The organism is Pseudomonas sp. GW822-FHT03F04 (genome assembly GCF_058801405.1).
In genome coordinates, this window is record NZ_JBXANF010000002.1 from 631,144 (window position 1) to 657,177 (window position 26,034).

At 61.1% G+C, this 26,034-nt stretch carries 21 protein-coding genes; 11 read left to right on the plus strand and 10 right to left on the minus strand.

Translation table 11 applies throughout. The features are described from left to right. Positions 1 to 181 precede the first annotated feature (181 nt). The 3 genes from AC1RMX_RS06565 (at position 182) to AC1RMX_RS06575 (ending at position 4,373) form a co-directional block, all read left to right on the plus strand. Positions 182 to 1,573 carry a GntP family permease gene (locus AC1RMX_RS06565; protein ID WP_192558129.1) on the plus strand — a complete coding sequence of 464 codons (1,392 nt, stop codon included), beginning with the start codon at positions 182 to 184 and terminating at the stop codon, positions 1,571 to 1,573. 7 nt (positions 1,574 to 1,580) lie between these two features. Beyond that, positions 1,581 to 2,354, plus strand: a complete 774-nt coding sequence (hbdH, locus tag AC1RMX_RS06570) for a 3-hydroxybutyrate dehydrogenase (RefSeq protein ID WP_493071118.1) — start codon at positions 1,581 to 1,583, stop codon at positions 2,352 to 2,354. 63 nt (positions 2,355 to 2,417) lie between these two features. Then, entirely contained in the window at positions 2,418 to 4,373 is a 1,956-nt protein-coding gene (locus AC1RMX_RS06575) for an acetoacetate--CoA ligase (protein ID WP_493071120.1), read from the plus strand. A 6-nt stretch (positions 4,374 to 4,379) separates the two neighbouring features. On the opposite strand, the gene AC1RMX_RS06580 is transcribed toward AC1RMX_RS06575, so the two are convergent. Then, the gene (locus tag AC1RMX_RS06580; protein ID WP_493071122.1) at positions 4,380 to 5,489 is read right to left on the minus strand and encodes a PilT/PilU family type 4a pilus ATPase; all 1,110 of its coding nucleotides are present in this window, start codon (positions 5,487 to 5,489) and stop codon (positions 4,380 to 4,382) included. Between the two features lie 126 nt (positions 5,490 to 5,615). Between AC1RMX_RS06580 and AC1RMX_RS06585 the strand changes: the two genes are divergently transcribed. Both AC1RMX_RS06585 and AC1RMX_RS06590 read left to right on the plus strand, forming a co-directional pair. Continuing rightward, positions 5,616 to 8,153: a PAS domain-containing hybrid sensor histidine kinase/response regulator gene (locus AC1RMX_RS06585; protein ID WP_493071124.1), complete on the plus strand. Its 2,538-nt coding sequence runs from the start codon at positions 5,616 to 5,618 to the stop codon at positions 8,151 to 8,153. A 50-nt stretch (positions 8,154 to 8,203) separates the two neighbouring features. Continuing rightward, positions 8,204 to 8,479, plus strand: coding sequence for a peptidylprolyl isomerase (locus AC1RMX_RS06590; RefSeq protein WP_096821583.1), 276 nt, complete (start codon positions 8,204 to 8,206; stop codon positions 8,477 to 8,479). 49 nt (positions 8,480 to 8,528) lie between these two features. Here AC1RMX_RS06590 and kdgK read toward each other — a convergent pair whose 3' ends face one another. From kdgK to AC1RMX_RS06630, 8 genes are all read right to left on the minus strand, one after another. After that, positions 8,529 to 9,464 carry a 2-dehydro-3-deoxygluconokinase gene (gene kdgK / locus AC1RMX_RS06595; protein ID WP_493071126.1) on the minus strand — a complete coding sequence of 312 codons (936 nt, stop codon included), beginning with the start codon at positions 9,462 to 9,464 and terminating at the stop codon, positions 8,529 to 8,531. Next, the gene (locus AC1RMX_RS06600) at positions 9,464 to 10,684 is read right to left on the minus strand and encodes an amino acid deaminase (protein ID WP_493071128.1); all 1,221 of its coding nucleotides are present in this window, start codon (positions 10,682 to 10,684) and stop codon (positions 9,464 to 9,466) included. The genes kdgK and AC1RMX_RS06600 overlap by 1 nt, the downstream gene beginning before the upstream one ends. Before the next feature lie 39 nt (positions 10,685 to 10,723). Then, positions 10,724 to 11,488: an IclR family transcriptional regulator gene (locus tag AC1RMX_RS06605; protein ID WP_102622265.1), complete on the minus strand. Its 765-nt coding sequence runs from the start codon at positions 11,486 to 11,488 to the stop codon at positions 10,724 to 10,726. Positions 11,489 to 11,566: 78 nt separating this feature from the next. Beyond that, a complete protein-coding gene (locus tag AC1RMX_RS06610; RefSeq protein WP_007912330.1) occupies positions 11,567 to 11,956 on the minus strand; it encodes a RidA family protein in 390 nt (129 codons plus the stop codon). A 31-nt stretch (positions 11,957 to 11,987) separates the two neighbouring features. Beyond that, complete coding sequence (locus AC1RMX_RS06615; protein ID WP_007960239.1) at positions 11,988 to 12,785, minus strand: amino acid ABC transporter ATP-binding protein; 798 nt, start codon at positions 12,783 to 12,785, stop codon at positions 11,988 to 11,990. Continuing rightward, positions 12,782 to 13,444 (minus strand): amino acid ABC transporter permease, encoded by a 663-nt coding sequence (locus AC1RMX_RS06620; RefSeq protein WP_007960241.1) that lies wholly within the window; start codon positions 13,442 to 13,444, stop codon positions 12,782 to 12,784. Before AC1RMX_RS06620 ends, AC1RMX_RS06615 begins: the two co-directional genes overlap by 4 nt. 9 nt (positions 13,445 to 13,453) lie before the next feature. Next, positions 13,454 to 14,116: an amino acid ABC transporter permease gene (locus AC1RMX_RS06625; protein ID WP_059405928.1), complete on the minus strand. Its 663-nt coding sequence runs from the start codon at positions 14,114 to 14,116 to the stop codon at positions 13,454 to 13,456. A gap of 51 nt (positions 14,117 to 14,167) precedes the next feature. Continuing rightward, positions 14,168 to 15,016 carry a transporter substrate-binding protein gene (locus AC1RMX_RS06630; protein ID WP_096821589.1) on the minus strand — a complete coding sequence of 283 codons (849 nt, stop codon included), beginning with the start codon at positions 15,014 to 15,016 and terminating at the stop codon, positions 14,168 to 14,170. 339 nt (positions 15,017 to 15,355) lie between these two features. On the opposite strand from AC1RMX_RS06630, the gene AC1RMX_RS06635 reads away from it, so the two are divergent. The 6 genes from AC1RMX_RS06635 to AC1RMX_RS06660 all read left to right on the plus strand — a co-directional run bounded on the left by AC1RMX_RS06635 (position 15,356) and on the right by AC1RMX_RS06660 (position 24,380). Next, complete coding sequence (locus tag AC1RMX_RS06635; RefSeq protein WP_096821591.1) at positions 15,356 to 15,787, plus strand: thioredoxin family protein; 432 nt, start codon at positions 15,356 to 15,358, stop codon at positions 15,785 to 15,787. A gap of 174 nt (positions 15,788 to 15,961) precedes the next feature. Further along, complete coding sequence (gene wecB / locus AC1RMX_RS06640) at positions 15,962 to 17,116, plus strand: non-hydrolyzing UDP-N-acetylglucosamine 2-epimerase (RefSeq protein ID WP_493071131.1); 1,155 nt, start codon at positions 15,962 to 15,964, stop codon at positions 17,114 to 17,116. After that, entirely contained in the window at positions 17,113 to 19,287 is a 2,175-nt protein-coding gene (gene nfrB / locus AC1RMX_RS06645) for a cyclic di-3',5'-guanylate-activated glycosyltransferase NfrB (protein ID WP_493071133.1), read from the plus strand. The genes wecB and nfrB overlap by 4 nt, the downstream gene beginning before the upstream one ends. Beyond that, on the plus strand, positions 19,284 to 22,442 hold the full coding sequence (locus AC1RMX_RS06650; protein WP_493071135.1) for an NfrA family protein: 3,159 nt from the start codon (positions 19,284 to 19,286) through the stop codon (positions 22,440 to 22,442). Before nfrB ends, AC1RMX_RS06650 begins: the two co-directional genes overlap by 4 nt. Then, complete coding sequence (locus AC1RMX_RS06655; protein WP_096821595.1) at positions 22,442 to 23,320, plus strand: DUF4434 family protein; 879 nt, start codon at positions 22,442 to 22,444, stop codon at positions 23,318 to 23,320. Before AC1RMX_RS06650 ends, AC1RMX_RS06655 begins: the two co-directional genes overlap by 1 nt. Continuing rightward, positions 23,304 to 24,380 (plus strand): GGDEF domain-containing protein, encoded by a 1,077-nt coding sequence (locus AC1RMX_RS06660; protein WP_096821596.1) that lies wholly within the window; start codon positions 23,304 to 23,306, stop codon positions 24,378 to 24,380. Before AC1RMX_RS06655 ends, AC1RMX_RS06660 begins: the two co-directional genes overlap by 17 nt. A 5-nt stretch (positions 24,381 to 24,385) precedes the next feature. On the opposite strand, the gene AC1RMX_RS06665 is transcribed toward AC1RMX_RS06660, so the two are convergent. Then, entirely contained in the window at positions 24,386 to 25,942 is a 1,557-nt protein-coding gene (locus tag AC1RMX_RS06665; RefSeq protein ID WP_096821597.1) for a TerC family protein, read from the minus strand. Between the last annotated feature and the right edge of the window lie 92 nt (positions 25,943 to 26,034).

The following is a 26,034-nucleotide window of genomic DNA, read 5'->3' on the forward strand; positions in this document are numbered from 1 at the left end:
GCCCGCGAAGTCGCCCGCCCAGACATAAAAGTCTCAAAACAGAGACAAAACCTTCAAAATCGATAACCGAAATCAAATTAAATCCATATATTTCAGTAACTTAACCAACTGGCACAGTTCTCGCTAAAGCCCCTTCCCACACCCGTTTCACCCACAAAAATAACAATCGAAGGAGCACACCATGAGTGTGATCATCGCCTTGGCAGCCCTCGCGCTGCTGATGCTCGCGGCCTACCGTGGCTACAGCGTTATCCTTTTTGCCCCGATCGCCGCCCTCGGCGCCGTCCTGCTCACCGACCCGTCCGCCGTCGCCCCAGCCTTCACCGGGGTGTTCATGGAGAAAATGGTCGGCTTCATCAAACTCTACTTTCCCGTATTCCTGCTCGGCGCCGTGTTCGGCAAGCTGATCGAGCTGTCGGGTTTCTCCCGTTCGATTGTCGCGGCAGCCATTCGCTTGCTCGGCACCCGTCAGGCGATGCTGGTGATCGTGCTGGTCTGCGCCCTGCTCACCTACGGCGGCGTATCGCTGTTCGTGGTGGTGTTTGCGGTCTATCCGTTCGCAGCGGAAATGTTCCGCCAGAGCAACATTCCCAAGCGCCTGATCCCGGCGACCATCGCCCTCGGCGCGTTCTCGTTCACCATGGACGCCCTGCCCGGCACACCACAGATCCAGAACATCATTCCCAGCACCTTCTTCAACACCACCGCGTGGGCGGCGCCCTGGTTGGGCCTGATCGGCACGATTTTCGTGTTCTGCGCCGGCATGCTGTTCTTGCAGCGTCAACGCAACAAGGCTCAGCGCGCCGGCGAAGGCTATGGCACCGAACTGCGCAATGAACCGGAAACTGCCGAAGATCTGAAGCTGCCGAACCCGTGGCTGGCGCTGTCGCCACTGCTGGCGGTGGGCATCATGAATCTGCTGTTCACCCAGTGGATTCCGCAGTGGTACGGCAAGACCCACAGCCTCGCGCTGCCGGGCATGGCCGCGCCGGTGACCACCGAGATCGCCAAACTCACGGCGATCTGGGCGGTGCAGGCAGCCTTGCTGGTGGGCATCCTGATGGTGCTGGCGTTCGGTTTTCAGGCGATTCGCAGCAAGCTTGCCGAAGGCAGCAAAAGCGCGGTCAGCGGTGCACTGCTGGCGGCGATGAACACGGCGTCTGAATACGGTTTCGGCGCGGTCATCGCCTCGCTGCCAGGTTTTCTGGTGCTGGCCGACTGGCTCAAGAGCATTCCCAATCCGCTGGTCAACGAAGCGATCACCGTGACCCTGCTGGCCGGTATCACCGGTTCCGCCTCGGGCGGCATGAGCATCGCTCTGGCGGCGATGTCCGAGCAGTTCATCAGCGCCGCCCACGCCGCCAACATTCCGCTGGAAGTGCTGCACCGGGTGGCCGCCATGGCCAGCGGCGGCATGGACACCCTGCCGCACAACGGCGCGGTGATCACCCTGCTCGCCGTTACCGGCCTGACCCACCGTGAGGCCTACAAGGACATTTTCTGTATTACGCTGATCAAGACCCTGGCGGTTTTCGTGGTAATCGGCACTTTCTACGCCACTGGCATTGTGTGAGGTATTCATGACGACTCTTTCTGGCAAGACCGCACTGGTCACCGGCTCCACCAGCGGCATCGGACTGGGCATCGCGCTGACGTTGGCCAAGGCCGGCGCCAACCTGATCCTCAACGGCTTTGGCGATGCTTCGAAGGTGATTGCCGAAGTCGAGCAGTTCGGCGGCAAGGTCGGCCATCACCCGGCAGATGTCAGCAGCCCTGAACAGATCGCCGACATGATCGCCTACGCCGAGCGCGAGTTCGGTGGCGTGGACATTCTGGTCAACAACGCCGGCATCCAGCACGTCGCGGCGGTTGAAGAGTTTCCGGTGGAACGTTGGGACTCGATCATCGCCATCAACCTGTCGTCGGTGTTTCACAGCACCCGCCTGAGCCTGCCGGGCATGCGCGACAAGGGCTGGGGACGGATCGTCAACATTGCCTCAGTACACGGTCTGGTGGGTTCCACCGGCAAGGCCGCGTATGTAGCGGCCAAGCATGGCGTGATCGGCCTGACCAAGGTGGTCGGCCTGGAAACCGCCGCCAGCAATGTCACTTGCAACGCCATCTGCCCGGGCTGGGTACTGACGCCTCTGGTGCAGAAACAGATCGATGATCGCGCGGCCAAAGGTGTCGACCCGCAGCAGGCGCAGCACGACCTGCTCGCCGAGAAACAGCCGTCGCTGGAGTTCGTCACGCCGGCGCACCTGGGTGAACTGGTGCTGTTTCTGTGCAGCGAGGCCGGCAGTCAGGTGCGTGGCGCCGCGTGGAATATCGATGGCGGGTGGCTCGCGCAGTAAACGTTCAACTGAACGCTCCCACATTGCAGTGGGAGCTTTCTGACAAACAATAAGAGGCAAACCATGTCCGACATCCTCTGGCAGCCCGATGCCAAACGCATTGCCCGGTCCCGCATGGACGGCTTCCGGCGTTTCATCAATCAGCGCCATCATCTGCACCTCGACGACTACCCTGCCCTGCACCAATGGTCCATCGACCAGCGCGAAGCCTTTTGGCAAGCAATCGTGGATTTCTTCGGTATCTGCTTTCACACCCAGCCCGATGCCGTTTTGCGTGAGGGCCTGCAGATGCCGGGCGCCGCATGGTTTCCCGGCGCCACCCTGAACTTCGCCGAACACCTGTTGAGTCGACGGGACGATGCCGTCGCCGTGATTGCCATCGCGGAAAACGGCCAGCGTGAATTGTTGACCTGGGCCGAACTGGCCCAGCAAGTCGCCGGGTTCCAGGCCAGCCTGCAAGCGGCCGGTGTCGTGCTCGGCGACCGGGTCGCGGCGTGCATGCCCAACACCTGGCAAACCCTGGTGGCGATGCTGGCGACCACCAGTCTCGGCGCGATCTGGTCATGTTCCTCACCGGACTTTGGCACCCACGGCGTAATCGACCGCTTTGGCCAGATCGAGCCGAAAGTGCTGATCACCTGCGCCGGCTACCGTTACGCCGGCAAAGAAATCGACCAGACCGTCAAGATCAACGAAATCCTCGAGCAGCTGCCGACCTTGCAGCAGCTGATCATTGTGCCGTACGCACGCCCTCACGCCCATGCCACGGATTACCGGACGCCCGCCAACGTCACGTTGTGGGACGACTTCTATGAACCGGGCGATGAACCGCAGTTCGTCCCGGTGCCATTCGCCCATCCGCTGTATGTGCTGTATTCCAGCGGCACTACCGGCGTGCCGAAGTGCATCGTCCACAGCACGGGCGGCGTACTGCTGCAACACGCCAAGGAGCACGGGTTACATGTCGATCTGGGGCCCGGCGACCGTTTGTTCTACTACACCACCTGCGGCTGGATGATGTGGAACTGGCTGGTGTCCGCACTGGCGGTCGGCAGCGCAGTGGTGCTGTATGACGGCTCACCGTTTTATCCGGACAACCAGCGATTGCTGGAGCTGCTTGATGACGAACAAGTCAGCGTGTTCGGCACCAGCCCGAAATTCCTTGCGACCCTGGAAAGCAGTGGCATCAAGCCGCAAGAAAGCCATGACCTGAGTCACCTGAAAACCTTGCTCTGCACCGGTTCCGCGTTGTCGCCGCAGAGTTACGACTTCGTCTATCGCGACTTCAAACCCGACGTTTGCCTGTCCTCGATGTCCGGTGGTACGGACATCGTGTCCTGCTTCGTCAACGGCAACCCGATGTCAGCGGTACGCCGGGGCGAGATCATGGGCAAGAGCCTGGCCATGGCGGTCGAAGTGTGGAACGACGCCGGGCAACCGGTGATCGGCGAAAAAGGCGAGCTGGTGTGTACCCGGCCATTCCCGGCGATGCCGATTGGATTGTGGAATGACCCGGACGGCGAGAAGCTGCGCAAATCCTACTTCAGCCAGTTCCCCGGCGTCTGGGCCCAGGGGGACTACGCCGAACAGTTGCCTCACGGCGGGATGTTGATCCACGGTCGCTCCGATGCAGTGCTCAACCCCGGCGGCGTACGCATCGGCACAGCGGAAATCTACCGTCAGGTGGAAAAAGTCCCCGAGGTACTGGACAGCGTTGCCATCGGCCAACAATGGCAGGACGACGTGCGCGTGGTGCTGTTCGTGCGCCTCAAGGAGGGTGTAACGCTGGATGAGGCGCTGCAACAGCAGATCCGTCAGGTGATCCGCGCCAACACCACACCGCGCCATGTACCGGCGAAGATCGTCGCGGTCACGGACATTCCACGCACCATCAGCGGCAAAGTGGTGGAACTGGCCGTGCGCAATGTGGTGCATGGCGAGCCAGTGAAAAACACCGATGCGCTGGCCAATCCTGAAGCGCTTGAGCAGTTTCGCAATCGGGTCGAGCTTCAGGACTGAACCGGCTCAATCCATCAGTCCCCACTCGCCAGTCGATGGTGGTGGGGACGGCATGGTGTCGGCGTGCAGCTTCAGACGCAGGCGCAGGTTGTTCACCGAGTCCGCGTTTTTAAGGGCCTCGTCTTCATCGATGACCCCTTCCGCCACCAGTGCAAACAGCGCACCGTCAAAGGTCTGCATGCCCAGTTCCGCCGACTTTTCCATGATGATTTTCAGTTCGCCGAAATCATTGCGCCGGATCAGATCGGCAATCGTCGGCGTCCCGAGCATCACTTCTGCTGCCGCTCGCCGCTGCCCGTCCCGTGTTCGCACCAGACGCTGGGATACAAACACCTTCAGGTGATTGCCCAAGGCATGCAGCAATTGCGCGCGGCGCTCTTCGGGGAAGAAATTGATGATCCGGTCCAGCGCCTGATTGGCGTTGTTGGCATGCAACGTCGACAACACCAGATGCCCGGTTTCGGCGAATGCGAGCGCATGTTCCATGGTCTCGCGGTCACGGATTTCACCGATCAGCACCACGTCCGGTGCCTGACGCAGGGTGTTTTTCAGCGCCGCGTGAAAACTGCGGGTATCGACCCCGACTTCTCGCTGGTTGATGATCGATTTCTTGTGTCGATGGATGTATTCCACCGGGTCTTCAATGGTGATGATGTGCCCGCTGCTGTGGCGATTGCGATGATCGATCAGCGCTGCCAGCGAGGTGGACTTGCCCGAGTCGGTGGCGCCGACAAACAGGATAAGCCCCTGCTTGAGCATCACCGTTTCGAGCAGTACCGGCGGCAGCTTCAGGTCTTCGAATCGGGGGATGTCGAGTTTGACGTTGCGGATCACGATCGACACATCGTTGCGCTGTTTGAAGATGTTGACCCGGAAACGACCGATCCCGGTTCGGGAAATCGCCAGGTTCATTTCCAGATCCCGGTCGAACTCCCGGCGCTGCTCGGCGTCCATCAGGGAGGCGGCGACAGTCGCCACTTCGCCGGGCTTGAACGGCTGTTCGTTCAACGGTGTCAGCACCCCATCGAACCGCGCACTGGGTGGCGCCCCCGTGGACAGGAACAGATCTGAACCGTGGCGGCTGGCCAGTTGTTTGAGCAGTGCGTCGATTTCCATGGCAAAAAGCACCTGCGAAGCTTTCAATGAACTTAAGACCGTGCGTCGTGACGCGACGGGCCTTACAGCGTCTACCGCACTAGGATAGTAGACGCCGCCTCACCGACCGACGCTCAGGACCCTTTGATGAACGCTGTACCGCACACCGATGACGCCCAGGCATTGATTGCCCGCACCGACTGGAGCCGCAGCCCGCTCGGCAGCGCCGACAATTGGCCGCAGAGCCTGCGGACCGCGGTGGACATCGTGATTCATTCACCGATGCCGATGCTGTTGTTGTGGGGCCCGCAGCTTACCCAGATCTATAACAACGGCTTTGCGCTGCTGGCCGGCAGCAAGCATCCACACGCTTTCGGACAGCCGGCGCACCAGATATGGCCGGAACTTCGAGACTTTACCGACCCGATTTACAGCGCCGTCCTACAAGGCCAGGTGCGAACCTACAGCGAACGACGCTTTACCCTGCAACGGGACGGCAAGGATTCCGACTTCTGGCTGGACCTGACCTACAGCCCGATTCGTGACGAAAGCGCGCAAGTGGCCGGCATTCTGGTCACCGCCATCGAAACCAACGAACGCCGACGCATTGCCCTGGAACTGCAGCAACGTTCCGAAGACAGCCTCAAGGCCCAGCGCGAAAGCGAAGAGCGCCTGCAACTGGCGCTGGCGGCCACCGATGCGGTCGGCACCTGGGACTGGGACATTGGTGAAGATCGCTTTATCGCCGATGCCCATTTCGCCCAATTGCACGGTGTCGACCCGGTTCGGGCCAGTCAGTTGCCCATCAGTGAATACCTGCACGGCGTGCACCCGGAAGACCGCGCGCTGATCGCCCGCAGCATCAAGCACTGCATCACCCATGGCACCGAATACGCCGAGGAATATCGTCTGTTGCAGACCAATGGCGAGGTGCGCTGGGTATTTGCCCGCGGACGTTGCTACAAGGATCACCACGGACGGCCGATGCGTTTTCTCGGCGCGGCGCTGGACCTGACCGAGCGCAAACACACCGAACAGGCACTGCGGCAAAGCCAGACCGAGCTGCAACTGATCATCAACGCAATGCCGATCCTGATCAGCTACGTCGACCGCGAAGAACGCTTTCGCCTGAACAATGCTGCGTACCTGGACTGGTACGGGCTGACGCCGCAAGAGCTGTACGGACGCACGATCCGCGAAGTGATCGGCGAAGAATCCTACTTTCTGCGTGCCCCCTACATCGCCGAAGCACTGGCCGGCCGCCCTTGCTCGTTCAGTCTTTACACACCCCATCGCGATGGCAGTCAGCGCCACGCCCTGATGAACTACCTGCCACGCCATGGCCCGGATGGTGCGGTGAACGGTTTCTACATCTTCGTGATCGACGAGACGGAACGTAAAAAGACCGAAGAAGCCTTGCGCAACCTCAATGAAACCCTAGAGGAACGCGTGAGTGCGCGCACCGAGCAACTGGCCCAGGCCAACCAGCGTTTGCAGAACGAAATGTTCGAACGCGAACGCGCCGAAGACGCCCTGCGTCACGCGCAGAAAATGGAAGCGGTCGGCCAGCTCACCGGCGGCATCGCCCATGACTTCAACAACATGCTGACCGGAATCATCGGCAGTCTCGACCTGATGCAGCGCTATATCGCCAGTGGCCGTACTGATGAAATCGGTCGATTCACCGATGCCGCGGTGTCCTCGGCCAATCGCGCCGCGGCGTTGACCCACCGCTTACTGGCGTTTTCGCGGCGCCAGTCGCTGGATCGCAAGACCTTGAACGTCAACGAGCTGATCCACTCCCTGGAAGACCTGATCCGCCGCACCAAGGGCGATCCGATCGAACTGACTCTGCGCCTGGCCGACAGTGTCTGGCCCGTCAGCACCGATGTCAGCCAATTGGAAAACGCCCTGCTCAATCTGGTGATCAACGCCCGCGACGCCATGCCGGACGGTGGCGAACTGCTGATCGAGACCGCCAACGTCTACCTCGACGGCAACGACATCACCACCCTCGAACCGGTCAAGGCCGGCGATTACCTGATGCTCGCGGTGAGTGACAACGGCACCGGCATGACGCCATCGGTGCGCTCGAAGGCGTTCGACCCGTTCTTCACCACCAAACCGATCGGCCAGGGCACGGGGCTCGGGTTGTCGATGATTTATGGTTTTGCCCAACAAACCGGCGGGCACGTCAGCCTCGACAGCCTGCCGGGCCAGGGCACCTGTGTGCGCCTGTACTTGCCGCGTTTGTACGCGCTGGAACCGGAGCGGCCGGTGATCGAAACGACGACCGAGGCCCCGGCAGCCGCCACCGGCGAAACCGTGGTGGTGGTCGAGGACGATCCGGCGGTGCGCATGCTGGTCATGGACCTGCTCAAGGAATTGGGTTATCGCGCCCATGAGGCCGAAGACGCCAAAAGTGCCTTGCCGCTGCTGGAATCCGACCTGCGTGTTGATCTGCTGGTGACCGATGTCGGGTTGCCGGGCATGAACGGCCGACAACTGGCGGAGATCGCCCGCCAGCATCGTCCGGGGCTCAAAGTGCTGTTCATGACCGGATACGCGCAGAAAGCTGCCGAGCGTCAGGGTTTTCTGGAGGACGGCATGGACATGGTGGCCAAGCCGTTTTCCATTGAGCTTCTGGCGGGCAAGATCCGCACGATGATCAGCCAAAACCCGTGACTTGAGGCATAATCCGCGCCCCGCCGTCACCCCGCTACAGGTATTGCACGATGAAAGCCCAAGCCCGCCACATTCTGGTGAAAACCGCCGAAGAGGCTGAAAAACTCAAACAACGCATCGCCAACGGTGAAGCGTTCGATGTACTGGCGAAGAAATTCTCGACCTGCCCGTCCGGCAAGCGCGGCGGCGATCTGGGTGAAGTGCGGCCGGGGCAGATGGTCGGCGTGATCGACGCAGTGATCTTCAAGAAGCCGCTGCGCACGGTGCACGGGCCGATCAAGAGCAAGTTCGGCTATCACCTGGTGCAGGTGTTTTTCCGCGATTGATCCGGTGCCCTGAAGGCGCGGCTGTCGGCAGCGCCTTCAGAGATCGGATTCATTCTTTGGGGATCAGTGCGCCAGGCACCTGAATCACCCGACTGGCCAACTGGTGCCCAGCCTCCGCCGCCTGCGCAGGGCTTGCGCCCGACAAGCGACTGGCCAGATACGCCGCACTGAACGAATCCCCCGCCGCCGTGGTGTCCACCACTCTCTCGACCTTCTGCGCCGGGACTTCGAACGTTTCCCCGTCGCAACGGATCAGACAGGCTTCAGCGCCGCGCTTGAGGACAACCTCCGGCGTGCCGATCTGCGCGTACGCTTCAAACACCGCATCACAGTCCTCGAAATGGAACAGCGCCTGCTCGTCGTCCACCGTCAGCAACGCCAGATCGACATGCGGCAGCACGCTGCGATACGCCGCCCGCGCCTCTTCTACCGAGGCCCACAGCCGTGGCCGGTAATTGTTGTCGAAGACGATCCGTGCATCGCGCTGACGGGCTTCGATCAAGGTCTGAATCAGCTTTTCCCGCCCCTGTGCGCCGAGCACCGCCAGCGTGATACCGCTGAAATACAGCACGTCGTAGTCCGGCAACGCCGCGAGAATCGGCGCGGCGGCCGGGGTCGTAAAACAGTCGCGTACAGCGGCCTCGTTGCGCCAGTACAGAAAACGCCGTTCGCCGGCGGCATCAGTCTGGATGCAATACAGCCCCGGCAAACGACCGGGCAAGCGCTGGACCAGATCCAGACCAATGTTTTCAGCGGCCCAACTGCGGCACATGGCGTCACTGAAGCTGTCGTCACCCAACGCCGTGACGTAATCGACCTGCGCCTTGTCGCCCATGGCGCGGGACAGATACACCGCCGTGTTCAGCGTGTCGCCGCCGAAGCTCTGTTGCAGGCTGCCATCAGCACGTTGTTGAAGCTCGATCATGCATTCGCCGATCAGGGCGATGCGCGGGGTGTTCGGACCCAAGGGACTGAGCGTGTTCATCAGAAACAGGTTTCCATGGTTTCGATCACCGACAACTGCTCGTCCACCAGCAGCCCTACGCGCCACTTGTCGAAGGTCAGGCACGGGTGCGAAGTGCCGAAGGAAATGATGTCGCCGACGCGCAGTTCCACCCCCGGTGCCACGGTCATGAACGCGTGCTGGTCCATCACCGCCGTCACCTTGCAGGCGCCGACATCGTCGCCCACCGCCGGCAGCACACCGGCCTTGTAACGCAGCAATGGCACCGGCATCCCGGCATCAAACGCCACGTCACGCTTGCCCAGGGCAATCACCGCAAACCCCGGCTCCGGCATCGACTGCACGTGGGCCCAGACTTCCAGCGCCGGGCGCAGGCCTTCATGCAGGTCGCTGCGACGGTCGAGCACGCAGCACTGCGCCTCTTTATAAATGCCATGGTCGTGAGCCACGTAACTGCCGGGACGCAACACGCTGAGGAAACGCCCGCCGGCGTTCTGCGCTTCGAACGACTCGGCGATCAGGTCGTACCAGGCCGAACCCGATGCGGTGATGATCGGCTTGGCGATGGCGAACGCGCCGCTGTCCTGCAACTGCACCGCGAGGCGCACCAGCGAGGCGGCGAATTCACGAATGCCGGTGACGGCGTGATCGCCGTGGATCACGCCTTCGTAACCCTCGATACCGGTCAGGGCCAGCGCCGGTTGCGCGCTGATGGCCTTGGCCAGTTCGATGACTTCCTGTTCGCTGCGGCAACCACAACGGCCGCCGACCACGCCGTACTCGATCATCACGTTCAGGCGCACGCCACGGGACGCGAAGTAAGCGCCCAGATCGGCGACGTTGTCCGGGTGATCGACCATGCAATAGAAGTCGAAGGTCGAATCGGCCGCCAACAGATCGGCGATCAACGCCATGTTCGGCGTACCGACCAGTTGGTTGGCCATCAACACCCGGCGCACGCCGTGGGCGTATGCGGCGCGGGTCTGGGTGGCGCTGGCCAGCGTAATACCCCAGGCGCCGGCGTCGAGCTGACGACGAAACAGCGCCGGGGTCATGCTGGTCTTGCCGTGGGGCGCGAGTTCGGCGCCGCTGTCGCTGACGAATGTCTGCATCCAGCGGATGTTGTGCTCCAGCGCCTCGCGGTGCAGCACCAGCGCCGGCAGGCTGATGTCACGCACCAGTTGCGCGCCGAGGGCGGCATCGCCTTTTTCCACGGCAGCAGTGTTGTTGGCAGTCGTCATGGTCGAACTCCTCACAGTCGCGCCCGCTGCCGGGCGCGGTTATTCGTTGATTCGCCGGGCGAGGCTGTTGGCGCTCTCGATCAAGACCCGGCGATAGTCGTTGTAGTTGGTCTTGGCATCGGCGCGCGGGGCGACGATGCACAGGGTGCAGATGGCCACGCCGCTCGGGTCTTTGACCGGGGCGGCGAAGCAATGGGTAAAGGTGTCGGCAACACTGTCGAACGAGAAGAAACCGTCGATGCCAGCCTGACGGATTTCCTTGAGAAACGTCTCCATCGGCAGGCGTTCGCCACCGGGCAGGATGAAGTCGTCGGGGTCGATCAGGTCGCTGATCTGCTGGTCACTCAAGTGCGCCAGCAGCAAGCGTCCGGACGCCGTCCACGGGATTGGCGCGTTCTCGCCGATATCGGAGGAAATGCGGAAATGCCGCTCGCCCTCCTTCATCAGCGCCACCGTGTATTTGCGCCCGTTGAGCAGGCACATCTGCGCGGTTTCCCGGGTCTGGCTGACGATCTCCTGCAACGCGTGATCGGCCTCGCGACTGAGGTCGAAATGCCGCAGATGCGCCTGGCCGAGGAAATACAGCTGACGACCGAGATAGACATGACCGTCCTTGCCCACCGGTTCGAGAATCCGCCGTTCGAGCAACGAGGCCACCAGTTCGTAGACCGTGGATTTCGGGCTGCCGATGCCGTTGGCGATGTCGTTCGGGCGCAGTGGCTGGCCGATTTCCTTGAGGAAATCGAGGATATCGAACGCCCGGTCCAGACCGCGTGCCCGGCGCTTGATGGTGTCTTCGGTCATTTCAGTGGTTCCCATTCAAAGTGCCGGGAGTTTATCGCGAAAAATCGTTCCCACGCTCTGCGCGGGAACGGTCAACACTCAAGCCTTTTTCTTGTACGCAATGCAGTCGATCTCGACCTTGCAGTCGACCATCATGCTCGCCTGCACACAGGCCCGGGCCGGTGCGTGTTCGGGCTTGAAGTATTCGCCGAAAACCTTGTTGAAACTGCTGAAATCCCGCGGATCGTCCAGCCATACGCCGGCACGTACCACATCTTCCAGGCCATAACCGGCTTCTTCGAGAATCGCGATCAGGTTCTTCATGGTCTGGTGAGTCTGCTCGACGATGCCGCCCACGATGATCTCGCCATCCACCGCCGGCACCTGACCGGAAACGTGCAGCCAGCCATCGGCCTCGACTGCGCGGGCGAATGGACGAGGCTGGCCGCCAGCGGCGGTGCTGCCGGTGCCGTAACGAGTAATGCTCATGGATGTGTCTCCTGATTGAAAAAGTGAAAAGTCAGAACCGCGTGCTTTTGAGAAACTCAGCCAGCCGCGGCGATTGCGGACGCTCAAACAGCTCCTTGGGAGGCCCCTGCTCTTCGATACGCCCCTGATTCATGAAAACGATCTTGTCCGAGACCTCGAACGCAAAACGCATTTCGTGGGTCACCAGCAACATGGTCATGCCGTCCTCGGCCAGGCCCTTGATCACGTTCAGCACTTCGCCGACCAGTTCCGGGTCGAGGGCCGAGGTGACTTCGTCGAACAGCATCAGGCTCGGGTTCATCGCAATCGCCCGGGCAATCGCCACGCGCTGCTGCTGACCGCCGGACAACTGGCCGGGAAAGTGATTGCGCCGCTCCAGCAGGCCGACCCGCTCCAGCCATTTCTCGGCCAGGACCACGGCTTCGTCCTTGTGCATCTTTTTGACTTTGAGCAAGCCGAGGGTGACGTTCTGCAGCGCAGTGAGGTGCGGGAACAGGTTGAACTGCTGGAACGCCATGCCGGTCATCGCCCGATGGCGCGCGATGACTTTTTCCGGGTGGCGCACGCGTTTGCCATTGAGTTCGTCATAACCGATGGATTCGCCGTCGAGCAGGATCTGCCCGCCCTGGAACTCCTCCAGCATGTTCACGCAACGCAGCAGCGTGGTCTTGCCCGAGCCGCTGGAGCCGATCAGCGTCACCACGTTGCCGCGCTGCATGCTCAGGTCGACACCCTTGAGCACTTCGACCGCGCCGTATTGCTTGTGCAGGCCACGGATGTCCAGCAGCGGCTGGCCGTTCTGGACGTTGGAAACTTGAGCTTGAGTCATGGCAAGGCCACCCGCTTTTCAATGTGCCGGCCGAGTAATTCGATGCCGTAGTTGATGACGAAGAACAGAAAACCGGCGAACAGATAAAACTCCAGGGTCATGAACGTCCGGGCGATGATCTGCTGGGTGCTGAGCAACAGCTCCGCCACACCGATCACCGACAGCAAGGTCGAGGCCTTGACGATTTCCGTGGACGAGTTGACCCAGGTCGGCAGGATCTGCCGCAGCGCCTGGGGCAACAGCACGTAGCCGAGGGACTGATAGAACGTCAGGCCGATGGCCTTGCCCGCTTCCATCTGCCCGCGTGGCAATGCCTGCAACGCACCGCGCACGATCTCGGCCACGTGGGAGCCGCAAAACAGCGTCAGACCCAAGGCACCCGCCTGAAACGCGCTGATCTGCCAACCGAGCGCCGGCGCCATGTAGAAGCAGGCCAGTACCAGCACAAACACCGGTGTGCCGCGAATCAGGTCGACATAAAAGCGGAACGGCGCGCGCATCCAGAACTTGCCGTAGGTCAGCACCAGACCGGCGAATACGCCGATGACCGTGCCGAACAGAATCGCCAGCGCCGACACCTGCACGCTGGTCAGAAAGCCTTGCCACAAGGCTTCGCGGGCAATCCACAACTCATGCAACCAACTGGGGGATTCGTACATCGCAGCCTCCTATCGGCGGATCGCCAGACGCTGCTCGAGATAACGCAGCAGCATGGCAATGAGGTAACAGGCCGCGACATACAACGCCGTGGTCACCAGCCAGGTTTCGATCACCCGGTAGCTCTCGACGTTGATCTTGCGCGCGTAGTAGGTCAGCTCCGGCACCGCAATCGCGGCGGCCAGCGAGGTGTCCTTGAACAGCGAAATGAAGTTGTTCGACAGCGCCGGCAGCACGTTGCGCAACATCACCGGCACGGTGACGTAGGCCTTCACCTGCCACTCGCCCAGACCGATGGCCAATCCCGCTTCACGCTGACCTTTGGGGATGCTCAACAAGCCGCCCCGGAACACTTCGGTCAGGTATGCCCCGGCATATAACGACAGGGTGATGATGAACGACGGGATCTTGTCCAGCCGGATCCCCAGGCTCGGCAACGCAAAGTAGATCAACAGAATCAACACCAGAATCGGCGTGTTACGGATCACCGTGACATACACCGATGCCAGCACCCGCAAGGCGCGATGCTTCGACAGCAAGGCAAACGCCATCAGCAGGCCGATCACGCAGCCGATGGCGATCGACACCAGCGCCAGTTCGAGGCCCAGACCGAGCCCCGCCAGCAAGGTGTCGAAATCGCGCCACACGGCGGCAAAGTTCAACTGATAGTTCATGGTTGGCAGTACCTTGAGCGGGGCGCATCAGGGCGCCCCACTCTCACGGGATCATTTGAATTCGACAGGGAAACCGATAGCGGGCGATGGCAGATCAACGCCGAACCATTGCTTGAACGATGCCGCGTAGGTCGGGAATTCAACACCGGTCATGGCTTCATGCAAGGTGGTGTTGACGAAGTTCAGCCAGTCCTGATCGCCACGTTTGACGGCGCAGGCGTAGGTCTGCGGGCTCCAGGCGTATGTCGGGCTGCGATAGCGGCCAGGGTTCTGCACCATCAGGTATTTGACTGAAGACTGGTCGGTAGCAGCGGCATCGGCGCGACCGGAGTTCACGGCCTGATACATCAGATCGACGCTGTCGTACTGATCGACCTTGGCCTTGGGCAGCGCCTGATGCACCAATTCCTCGGCGTACACGTTCTGCAGCACGGCCACGGTCACGCTGTCGCCAGCGGCTTGCAGGTCTTCGATTTCCTTGTACTTGCTGTTGTTCGGCAGCAGCAGGCCGACGCCTTCGCGGTAATACGGCAGGGTGAACGCCACTTGCTGCGCGCGGCTGGCGGTGACGGTGATGAACTGGCAGCTCATGTCGACCTTGTCGGTCAGCAGGTTGGGAATCCGCGCATCGGACGACTGCACCACGAACTCGACCTTGCTCGGATCATTGAACAGACCCTTGGCCACCATCCGGGCGATGTCGATATCAAAGCCCTGCAACTTGCCGTCCGCGCCCTGGAAGTGCCACGGCGCGTTGGTGCTGCCGGTCCCCACGATCAGTTTTCCACGAGCCAGGACGCTGTCGAGCTTGCTGTCGGCCGCCTGGGCCATACCCACGACAGCGGACGAAGCCGCAAGAACAAAAACACACGCTTTGAACAAGGAAAGTCGGCGATGCATGGCAAGCACTCCAGAGAATTGTTTATTCCGTTATACCGGAACACGGTTTGTTACTACGGAATTAACAGCAGAAAGTGTGCCACAGGAATCGCCAGGAATCCGCAACGGATTGAAATGCGTTCTGAATCAAAGGGATGTGAAAAGTGTTCGGAACGGTGTTACGCGCAGTGACAGGGACGCCGCGCTACCGTTGGCTACACGCGACGGGTACTCGGGCCACATATCGGTGCGCGGCGCACAAAAAATTGCGCTCGGCACCTGTCAACTCTGACAGTTGCGACAGCGACCGCCGCTCCTTTAACGTCGTGACGCCTTGTGCATCGAATAAAGGAGGCTCCGATGACGGCGCCGACTCGATATTCAGCGTTGCCCCCGACGTACCGGAAGGTCTTGAAAGCCAGGCGCCTTGTCGTCCTGTACTTCTTCAACGAGCACTGCGGTGCCTGCGTGTTCTCCGGCCCCGTTTTTCTCGAAGTCGCCAAGCCCTTCCGGCCCTGGATGGATGTCTTCATGGTCGATACCGCACAGTCGTGTCGACATCCTGATGTCACGGGTACGCCGACGGTGTTGTTCTACAAGGAAGGCGTACTGCTCAAAAAACTGAAAGGCATCGGAGCGGATGAATCGCTTCTGCAAGACTTCACCCAGTTCCTCGGCAAAACCAGACACCCCGCTGCGCTGCGCAAATCGGTCCATGACCTGAGCTGGCTTCGCCACACCCTGCGTACCCTCTGCACCATCCCCCGCGCAAAACGATGGAACTTTTCCTGAAAGTGCCACCTAAGAGCCATCAGATATGGCACTTTCGTTCCAATTGATCTGTAACAACTAGCCTCAAGGCCGGATTGGACAAGCTCCCATCCGGCTGCTTTTCTTTATTTCTCAGAAAGAGATAGGTGCTGCTGGCTATCCGGCCACGGCCTTGCTTCGTCCCAGGAGGGGTCAATGTCCTTTAACGTCATGATGGTTTTCGGTACTCGCCCGGAGGCCATCAAAATGGCCCCGCTGGCTCGGGTTCTGCGTCAGTGGCCCGACATCAAACTCAACATCTGCTCGACCGGCCAGCATCGGGAGATGCTCAAACAGGTACTCGACGCGTTCGAACTGACGGTCGATGAAGACCTGCAAGTGATGACCCAGGGCCAGACGCTCAACGGTCTGTCGCAACATCTGCTTGCACAACTCGACCAGGCCTACGAACGGGTCAAACCAGACATCGTGCTGGTACACGGCGACACCACCACCAGCTTCATCGCTGCCCTCGCCGCGTTCAATCGCCAGCTGCCCATCGGCCACGTCGAAGCTGGTTTGCGCACCGGCAACCTGCGCGCTCCCTGGCCTGAAGAAGCCAACCGACGTCTGACCGGCGTGATCGCCGACCTGCACTTCCCGCCGACCGGCAAAGCCGAAGCGAATCTGCTGCGTGAAGGCGTGCCGCAGGACAACATCGAAATCACCGGCAATACCGTCATCGATGCGCTGCTGTGGATGCGCACGAACCAGCAACAGAGCAACTGGCGCCCGGCTGCCGATTCACCTCTGGCGGTGCTCGACGACAGCCGTCGCATGGTGTTGATCACGGGCCATCGCCGGGAAAACCTTGGCGACGGTTTCCAGAACATCTGCCAGGCCCTGGCCGATCTCGCCCTGCGTTACCCGGACGTGCAATTCGTCTACCCGGTTCACCTCAATCCGCAGGTGCAGAGCGCGGTGTACGGCATGCTCGCCGACAAACCCAACATCTATCTGGTCGCCCCTCAGGATTACCCGAACTTCGTCTGGCTGATGGGCCGTGCGCACTTCATCCTGACCGACTCCGGCGGCGTCCAGGAGGAAGCTCCGGCCATCGGCAAGCCGTTGCTGGTATTGCGTGACGTCACCGAACGCCCCTCCGTGCTTGAGGGCGGCACCGTGCTGCTGGTGGGCACCGACACCGCGAAGATCGTCAAGGAAGCCAGCCAGTTGCTCGATGACGAAGCGACCTACAAACGCATGAGCCGCATCCACAGCCCATACGGTGACGGTCACGCCAGCGAGCGTATCGCCAAACGCCTCCACGCCTGGCTGAGCACACGCTCGACGGCGGGTAACGGGGTATGAGCCTGGGCTGGGTCGATTTTTTTGCGTATGTGCTGTTTGGTCTGAAGTATGTGGCGATCCTCCTCGCCCTGCTGATGTTCATCCTCGGCCTCGATGACCTGTTCATCGATCTGGTGTACTGGAGCCGCAAGTTAATTCGGCGCTGGCGGATCTACGAGAAATTCAAGCGCGCTGACGAGGAACGCCTGTATTCGATTCCCGAGAAGCCGCTGGCGATCATGGTGCCGGCGTGGAACGAAGTCGGCGTGGTCGGCGAGATGGCGCGGCTGGCTGCCTCGACCATCGATTATGAGAACTATCAGATTTTCGTCGGCACCTACCCCAACGACGCCGAAACCCAGGCCGACGTCGATGCGGTCTGCCAGCACTACCCCAACGTGCACAAAGTGGTCTGCGCCCGCCCGGGTCCCACCAGCAAGGCCGACTGCCTGAACAACATCATCGATGCGATCCTGCGTTTCGAGAGCGAAGCGAAGATCCAGTTCGCCGGTTTCATCCTGCACGATGCCGAAGACGTGATTTCGCCGATGGAGTTGCGCCTCTACAACTACCTGCTGCCGAACAAGGACCTGATCCAGATTCCGGTCTACCCCTACGCACCGGAATGGAAAGGCTTCACCGCCGGGCACTACGTCGATGAGTTCGCCGAGAACCACGGCAAGGACGTCATCGTCCGCGAAGCCCTCACCGGCCAGGTGCCCAGCGCCGGCGTCGGCACCTGCTTCAGCCGTAAAGCCATCAGCGCGCTGCTGGAAGACGGCGACGGTATCGCCTTCGATGTGCAGAGTCTCACCGAAGACTACGACATCGGTTTCCGCCTCAAGCAGAAAGGCATGAAATGCATCTTCGCCCGCTATTCGGTCAGCGATCCGAAACTGGCGCTGGAGCAACCATGGGTCTTCGGGATGAACCGCGAGTTCTCCCAGGTGATCTGCGTACGCGAGCACTTCCCCCGGGACCTGCAACACGCAATCCGGCAGAAATCACGCTGGATTGTCGGCATCGTGTTTCAGGGCACCAAGAACCTCGGCTGGAGCCGCAAAGGCCTGCTCAATTATTTCCTGTGGCGTGACCGTCGCGGACTGATCGCCTACCTGCTGAGCTTTCTGGTCAACCTGCTGTTCCTGGTGCTGCTGGCGATGTGGGGCATCACGGTGATTGCCCCAGAGTCATGGCGCTATCCCTCGATCCTCGCCGACAGTTCCTTGCTGTCGGTGCTGCTGTGGCTCAACGGTTTGATGCTGTTCAACCGCCTGTTCCAGCGTGGCTGGTTTGTCACTCGCTACTACGGGCTGGTCGAAGGTCTGTTGTCGGCGCCGCGCATGATGTGGAGCAACTTCGTCAACTTCTTCGCCAACCTGCGCGCCCTGCGTCAGGTCATGGAGATGGGCGATTCGCGCCGTGTGGCCTGGGACAAGACCACCCACGAATTCCCGGCACTGACCAAGGCACAACGTACCCCGCTCGGCCATCGGCTGGTGGAAAAAGGCCTGCTGACCGAAGAACAACTGGAAGCGGCGATCACCAGTCCGGTGCGTCGTCGACTGGGTCGCGAACTGCTGCTGCGTGAGTACATCGACAGCACTCAGCTGGTTCAAACACTTGCCGAACAGCTTGACCTGGAGTGGGCGCCACTCAACCCGTTCAAGCTCGACAAGCGCCTGATCGATGCCGTGCCACGCCGGGTCGCATCGCACTACGGCGTGCTGCCGGTGGCCGAAGAAGGCGACACCCTGATTCTGGCCTCCGAAGGCCCGGTCAGCCAGGTCTCGCTCGGCGCGATCAGCCGTCAATTGAAACGCCCGGTGCGTAGCCGTCTGGCACCGCAGGGCCGCGTTACGCTGGGGATTCGTTACTGGTACGCCAGCCCCCGCCAGAATGAGGAAGTGCGTCATATGCTCGAAGTACTTGAGCGCCATCAGGACGATGAAGCCTTGCTGGAGCGGGTCAGCCGCCATCAGGTGCTGCTGGGCAATCTGCTGCAGGTTCGCGGTATGGTGCCGCCAACCTTGTTCAATCAGGCGTTGATCGATTTCGATGCGGAAAACATGTCACTCGGGGAGCATCTGATTTCCCGCGGCATGATCACCCAGGAAGTCCTGGAACAAGCCCTCGCCGATCAGGCCAGCGAACAGCAAGCCGCCTACCGCATTGTTCGGGAGGTCGCATGAAGCCTGGGCATCGTCACACCCTGCTGATGGGCAGTCTGCTGCTGGGCCTGAGCACCGCGTATCCGCTACAGGCCGCGCCGCTTAGCGACTTCGAACAATTTCGCAGCTATCCCTACATGGACCGAAGTTATCGCGAGGCGAAAAAGGGCAACTGGAAAGAAGTCGAACGACTGATGCGCCACTTGCTGGAAAAGGTCCCGAAAAACGACGAGGCCCGAGCGCTGCTGGTTGAGTCGCTGGCCAAACAACGCCGCTACAAGGACGCCATGCAGGCGCTGCCGGACAACAGCGACGCCCTCCTCGACCTGCGCCTGACCTGGATCGAACAGGATCCACCCACCAGCACTCAGGTTGAAAGCTGGATGGCTACCAGCAGTCTGAATGACCGCGTACGCCTGTGGCAGGCCTACAGTCTGAGTCTCGCCAAGTTCGGCGGCGCGGCCAAAGCCCACGACTGGCTCGCACAACTGTCGCCCAAGGGCGATGACAATATCCTGCGTCTGGCGCGGGCCAACTGGTCGGAGCAATTGCGCGACTGGAGCGGCACCATCGATCAACTCGCGCCGCTCGCCGCCCGTAAACAGCTGGACGCCGAAGGCTGGCAACGTCTGGCCAATGCTTATGTACAGCGCCTCGACGAAAAACCGCTGCAACAACTGCTGCAACAGGCACCGACTCCGGAGGCCGCACGCAAGGTCCGCCTCGCAATGGTCGACCGCGCCATTGCCATGGGTCACGAACAACAGGCGCAACGCTGGATTCAGTCGTTGCCGGACTCCGATCTGGCCGATCCCACGCAACGTCAGCGCCTGTGGGAGCTGGCACGCAAGACCGAAGACGTTCCGACCGTGCAGCGCTTGAGCAACGATCTGCAACGGCCGTGCCTGGAAACCGCTGAATGGTTGTCACGCCAGGACCCGGAAGCAGCGCTCAAGCAATTTCGTGGTTGCACGCCTGACGACGACCCGCAAACCTGGCTGATACTCGCCCAACGCCTGCAAGCCACCGACCTGCTGCAGACCACCCGACTGCCGCAGCCGTGGGACAGTCGCCGTCAGGAGCAGTTGCTGGGTGTCTGGCAGGAACAGGGGCGCAGTGACAAGGTCGACGCCTGGCTGGCGGGTCAGACGCAAACACCTGAAATCGTCAAACGTCGGGCGGAACTGTCGCAACGCATGGGCCGCATGACCGAAGCACAAACCCTGTGGGAGCTGCATTACCGGCAGACCGGCAATCTGGCTTCGCTGAATCAGGCCACTTATCTGGCGATGAACAGCGGCGATCGTGAGCATGCGCAGCAGTTACTTGAAACGGCGTATGACCGCCATCAAGGGCGCTTGCCGGCCACTGCACTGCAACGTCTGGCCGGACTTTATGCGGCTTCGAAAACCACGACACCGGAACAGCAACGGCGAATGGCTTCATTGCTCACCCATGTGGATGGCGCCACCCGTGGTCAATTACTCGCGCAACTCGCGGAAAACGGTCAGTGCGACGCGGTTCAGCAAGCCATCGGCAGCCATCCAAAGGCTGCCGGCGATTACCGGGCACTGGGGCGTTGCGCGATGCCGGATCGGCCGGGCGAGGCTGTCGTCTATTACCAGCAAGCGGAAAAACTCGGCGACCGCGGCAGTCGTCTGCCGTTGGCGTACGCCCTGGAAGCCGCTGGTGATTCGGCCGGCGCACTGGCCATCTGGCGCAGCCTCCCGGCAGCGGAACTGAGCGACAACGCGCGCCTCACCGCGAGCCGCAGCGCGCTGAATGCCGGTGACAGCCAGACAGCCGAACGCTACTGGCAGCAAAGCACCACCCGCGGCGCCAACGAATGGGCCCTCGGCGCGGCAATCGCCGACGCTCGTGGCGATCATGTCCAGGCACTTGAACGTCAGCGTAAAGCCTTGCAACAAGCACCGGACGCCGGGCATTTCTACGCGGCGTCGGTCACTGCGCAAAAGGCCGGCGACCTGCCACAAAGTACCGCATGGCTGGCCGAAGCGGTACGCCGCGACCCGAACAACCCACGTTACCGCGCCGACTACGGCATGCGTCTGGCCGGTGCCGAAACCCGCGAGGAGCGCGCCACCGCAATCCCCTATCTGCAACAGGCCACCCGTGATTTCCCCGAGGACTATCGACTGGGTGAAACCCTGGCCTGGCGTTATGACGAAGCGGAAGACAGCGCCTCTGCCCGCAAGGAACTGCGTCGGGTGATTGATCTGGAACAGAACCCGGTGGCTGCCGACGACGAGGATGGCAGCATGGAAGCGCGGCGTTACCGTCAGCGCCGCGCCCATGAAACCCTCTCCCGCCGCGACAGCCGGACGATTGCCAGCACCTGGTCACCGGCCGGGGTATCGACGAATGACTTCGTGCGACCGGACGAGAGCAAAGGTTCGCGCCGCCGCGCCGACTCGCAAAACGTGCAACTGGCGATGTGGGACCACGCCCTCGGCGACGAACCGAGCCGCGCCGGCAGCACGCTGTCGGTGTACGGTCGGGTGCTGCTCGGTGGCCAGGGTCGCTCCAGTTACGCTGAATCCCTCGCTGCCGGTGTCGGCCTGCGCTACAAGCCGTGGGGCACGCAGAACATCAACTTCTACGGTGAGATCTACAAACAGAGCCAGTTCAACGATGACGACAACCACAGCCTGAGCCTCGGCCAGATGCTGGTGCCGGAAAAGTTGCTGGATCAGGTCAACGATCACCGCCAGGACGGCCACACCACCACCGACTATCTGCTGCGCGCGACTGCCTCGTTCCTCGATCAGGGCAAGTACCGCAACGACTGGCGCGTCGATGAAAACGATTGGGATGAGCGTTTCCTCTACCTCGACGCCGCCTGGTGGACCAAGGCCGGCGATCATCAATGGCTGTCGCGGTTCCAGCAGGGGCATGCCTGGAAGCTGCCAAACAGCGGTGCTCAGACAATCATGCCTTACGGCTTCCTCGAATTTGCCAGCCAGGACCCGAGCAACGATTGGCGCCAGGATCTGCGTACTGGCGTGGGTCTGCGCTGGCAGTGGTGGTACGACGAAGATCGCTACAACGCCTACCGGTCGAAACTGACGGTACGCACCGAATATCAACAGTCCCTGGGCGGCAATCTGTATGAAGGCGGCAACGGTGTGCTGCTGGGCGTGGAGTGGAATTTCTGATGGCTCGATGGATGTTGTTTTTCTGCCTGTTGATGGGCGCCACGCTCGCCCGGGCCGATGAGCGGGTGTTCTATCAGCCGCTGAATGTCGACGCCGGCCTGACGCAGGCGCAATGGCAGAAAGTCTGGCAGGACACCGCCAGACAAGGCACGCGAACGGTGATCGTGCAGTGGACCGCGTATGGCGACTCGGATTTCGGTGGTGCCAATGGCTGGCTCGCCAACAGCCTGAAACTTGCCGAACAACAAGGTCTGCAACTGGTGCTCGGGCTGTCGATGGACCCGGCGTATTACAAGCGCATCGACGAACTGGACAGCGCCGGTCTCGGTGCCTACTGGCAGGCGCAACTGGGTCAATCGCTGGCGCAACAACAGAAGTTGCGCCAGGAATGGAAACTGCCGGTCAGCGGTTGGTATCTGCCACTGGAGCTGGATGACTTGCACTTTCTGGCGGCTGATCGACGGGCAACGCTCCAGCGTCAGCTGAAGGATTTCGCGGCAAAACTGGATGCACCGCTGCATGTCAGCGCCTTCAGTGCCGGCAAGCTTGCTCCGACAGTCAACGCCCAATGGCTGGGGGATCTTACAGCGGCCGGTGCGCAAGTCTGGTGGCAGGACGGCGCAGGCACCGGGCGCCTGCCAGTGCTGGTGCGCAACGGTTATGCCAGTGCACTGCCCTGCTCCGTGGCAATCGTGCGTGAAGCGTTCCGCCAGGTCAGTCGCGAAGGCGAGTCGTTCCGCGCGGAGCCGGCAACCCCTGATGCCACCTCTACCGGCTGTCATCAGAGTGCAGTGTTTTCCCTGCGCTATCGACCGTGGGGACAGGTGATTCTCGACAACCAGCGCAAGCATCCGGGCAGCAATGTACAAAACCATTGAAGACGAAGTCCTGAAGCGAACCGCGCCCGCCGAGCTGTGGGACGAGTTCATCCAGCATGAGTTCGAGAGGCTGCACTCGTTCTGCCTGCTGATCTATCTGGCCAGCATGGGCATCTGGCTGGCCTTCGACCTGATCGTCAGTTTCCTCGGCGATCAGGGTTTCACCTGGCGTTCGATGATCTTCATCGCCGCGTTTGCGGTGCTCGCCGTGGTGCTGATGTTCACGCGCAAGGCCCGCCACTTTGACTGGCTGAACCTGACCTTTGTGTTCGTCATTACTCTGGGCATCAGGCTCGTGATTGATGGCCTGCCGCCGACATTCCATGGAATCTGGCTGGTGCTCGCTGCGGCCACCACGCTGTACAGTGCCTCAGTGTTGCCACTCAGTCGCTGGTCGTTCTTCGGTGCGCAGGTCATCACCTGGCTGATACTCAACCCGTTCATGGGCACCGGTATCGGCCTGCTGGAACTCAAAGGGGTGATGACCATCTGCTACAGCGTGTTTCTCTGTGCGCTGACGATCTACACGTTCCTCAAACTGCGCGAGACCAAGCTCTACAACTACATCATGTCCAAGCTGTTGCTGGATCAGGCCTACAACGACACCCTGACTGAAATCCCCAACCGCCGCTCGTTCATGACCCGCGCCGAAAAGAGCCTGCAAGCGGTGCCCCGCGAGCAGGACCATTTCCTGGCGATGATCGACATCGACAACTTCAAGAAAGTGAATGATGTGTACGGCCACGACATCGGCGATGAAGTGCTCAAGCGGATCGCGACAGACATCAAAGCGGTGATGGCGCCGTTCGAGTACGCGCGACTGGGTGGCGAGGAGTTTGCGATTTATCTGGCCGGCGTACGCCGCGACGACGTCGAGGCATTGGCCGGTGAGCTGTGCCGGGTGGTGCGTGAGCAAACCACCCGGTACCCGGTGACCATCAGCATCGGCGTGGCCCGGGTCGAAGATGGTGACACCCTCAACCAAGCCCTGATCAAGGCTGATGAAGCGTTGTATGAGTCAAAGCACACCGGAAAAGACCGGTACACCTTTCATCAGTGAGGCCATCAGGCCTCACGCACCAGCAACACCCGCGTCACCCGCCGCTCCTCGACCGCCATCACGGTCATGCCCCAACCGTCGTGTACCAGGCGATCACCTTTCATCGGCAACCGATCCAGCAGGCTCATCACCAACCCGGCAAGCGTCTGGTAATCCTCGGTCGGCTCGGCGGTGAAGCCGGTGCGCTGACGAATCCGCGTCAGATTCAACGCGCCGTTCACCACAAACCCGCCCTGCTCTTCGACCACGTCCGGGCCAGCGATTTCGCTGGCGTCCGGCAACTCGCCGGCGATCGATTCGAGAATGTCGGTCATGGTCAGCACGCCGACAAAATCACCGAATTCGTTTACTACAAACGCGATATGGGTCGATGCTGCACGCATCTGCTCCAATGCATTGAGGATCGAATAGCTGTCGAGCAGGTTCAGCGTCTTGCGCGCCAGGTGTTCGAGGTTTGGCTCGTTGCCGGCCAGATACTCCTTCAGCAGTTCCTTCTTGTGAACGAAGCCCAAGGGTTCATCCACCGCACCGTTGCGAATCAGCGGCAGGCGCGAGTAGGAGGAATGCATCAATCGCGTGCGAATTGCCCCCGCGTCATCCGCGAGGTCAATGTGATCGACATCGGCGCGCACGGTCATCAGGGTGCGGATCGGCCGTTCAGCCAGTTGCAGCACGCCGCTGATCATCACTCGCTCACGTCGGTCGAACAGCTCCGCGCTTGGCGCCTCGCCATTGTCCAGCAAGTCGGAGATCTCCTCACCCACCTCTTCAACCGCCAGTTTGCGACCGCCCAACAAACGCATCACCGCGTGGGCCGTACGCTCACGCATCGGGCGCAAACCCTGCATCGAGCGCTTGCGACGAGCACGGGCGATCTGGTTGAACACCTCGATCAGGATCGAGAAACCAATCGCGGCGTACAGATAACCTTTCGGGATGTGGAAGCCCAGGCCTTCGGCGGTCAGGGCGAAACCGATCATCATCAGGAAGCCCAGACACAGCATGATCACCGTCGGGTGAGCGTTGACGAAGCGGGTCAGCGGCTTGCTGGCAACGATCATCACACCAATGGACACGATCACAGCGATCATCATCACCGCCAGTTCATCGACCATGCCCACGGCAGTAATCACCGCATCGAGGGAGAACACCGCATCGAGTACGACAATCTGCGCCACGATCGGCCAGAACAACGCATAAGCCGTGTTGGTCGAACGCTCGCCGATATGGCCTTCCAGCCGTTCGTGCAACTCCATGGTCGCCTTGAACAACAGGAACACACCACCGAACAGCATAATCAGGTCGCGGCCGGAGAAACTCTTGCCGAACACTTCGAACAATGGTGCCGTGAGGGTGACCAGCCAGGAAATACTCGCCAGCAGGCCAAGACGCATGATCAGCGCCAGGCTCAAACCGATGATTCGCGCACGGTCACGCTGATGCGGTGGCAGTTTGTCCGCCAGGATCGCGATGAACACCAGGTTGTCGATACCCAGCACCAGTTCCAGCACGATCAGTGTCAACAAGCCCAGCCATGCCGTGGGATCCGCTAACCATTCCATAATCTGTCTCTATCTCTCTTCAGTGAATTCAGGCTGCCGGACACGGCAAAGTGCGGCGCGAAAGCTCGAAGGCTGCGCCATCAACGATAGTC

Coding starts and splice junctions, on each gene's coding strand:
- AC1RMX_RS06565 (WP_192558129.1), top strand. CDS start 182: ATGAGTGTGATCATCGCCTTGGCAGCCCTCGCGCTGCTGATGCTCGCG.
- hbdH (WP_493071118.1), top strand. CDS start 1,581: ATGACGACTCTTTCTGGCAAGACCGCACTGGTCACCGGCTCCACCAGC.
- AC1RMX_RS06575 (WP_493071120.1), top strand. CDS start 2,418: ATGTCCGACATCCTCTGGCAGCCCGATGCCAAACGCATTGCCCGGTCC.
- AC1RMX_RS06580 (WP_493071122.1), bottom strand. CDS start 5,489: ATGGAAATCGACGCACTGCTCAAACAACTGGCCAGCCGCCACGGTTCA.
- AC1RMX_RS06585 (WP_493071124.1), top strand. CDS start 5,616: ATGAACGCTGTACCGCACACCGATGACGCCCAGGCATTGATTGCCCGC.
- AC1RMX_RS06590 (WP_096821583.1), top strand. CDS start 8,204: ATGAAAGCCCAAGCCCGCCACATTCTGGTGAAAACCGCCGAAGAGGCT.
- kdgK (WP_493071126.1), bottom strand. CDS start 9,464: ATGAACACGCTCAGTCCCTTGGGTCCGAACACCCCGCGCATCGCCCTG.
- AC1RMX_RS06600 (WP_493071128.1), bottom strand. CDS start 10,684: ATGACGACTGCCAACAACACTGCTGCCGTGGAAAAAGGCGATGCCGCC.
- AC1RMX_RS06605 (WP_102622265.1), bottom strand. CDS start 11,488: ATGACCGAAGACACCATCAAGCGCCGGGCACGCGGTCTGGACCGGGCG.
- AC1RMX_RS06610 (WP_007912330.1), bottom strand. CDS start 11,956: ATGAGCATTACTCGTTACGGCACCGGCAGCACCGCCGCTGGCGGCCAG.
- AC1RMX_RS06615 (WP_007960239.1), bottom strand. CDS start 12,785: ATGACTCAAGCTCAAGTTTCCAACGTCCAGAACGGCCAGCCGCTGCTG.
- AC1RMX_RS06620 (WP_007960241.1), bottom strand. CDS start 13,444: ATGTACGAATCCCCCAGTTGGTTGCATGAGTTGTGGATTGCCCGCGAA.
- AC1RMX_RS06625 (WP_059405928.1), bottom strand. CDS start 14,116: ATGAACTATCAGTTGAACTTTGCCGCCGTGTGGCGCGATTTCGACACC.
- AC1RMX_RS06630 (WP_096821589.1), bottom strand. CDS start 15,016: ATGCATCGCCGACTTTCCTTGTTCAAAGCGTGTGTTTTTGTTCTTGCG.
- AC1RMX_RS06635 (WP_096821591.1), top strand. CDS start 15,356: ATGACGGCGCCGACTCGATATTCAGCGTTGCCCCCGACGTACCGGAAG.
- wecB (WP_493071131.1), top strand. CDS start 15,962: ATGTCCTTTAACGTCATGATGGTTTTCGGTACTCGCCCGGAGGCCATC.
- nfrB (WP_493071133.1), top strand. CDS start 17,113: ATGAGCCTGGGCTGGGTCGATTTTTTTGCGTATGTGCTGTTTGGTCTG.
- AC1RMX_RS06650 (WP_493071135.1), top strand. CDS start 19,284: ATGAAGCCTGGGCATCGTCACACCCTGCTGATGGGCAGTCTGCTGCTG.
- AC1RMX_RS06655 (WP_096821595.1), top strand. CDS start 22,442: ATGGCTCGATGGATGTTGTTTTTCTGCCTGTTGATGGGCGCCACGCTC.
- AC1RMX_RS06660 (WP_096821596.1), top strand. CDS start 23,304: ATGTACAAAACCATTGAAGACGAAGTCCTGAAGCGAACCGCGCCCGCC.
- AC1RMX_RS06665 (WP_096821597.1), bottom strand. CDS start 25,942: ATGGAATGGTTAGCGGATCCCACGGCATGGCTGGGCTTGTTGACACTG.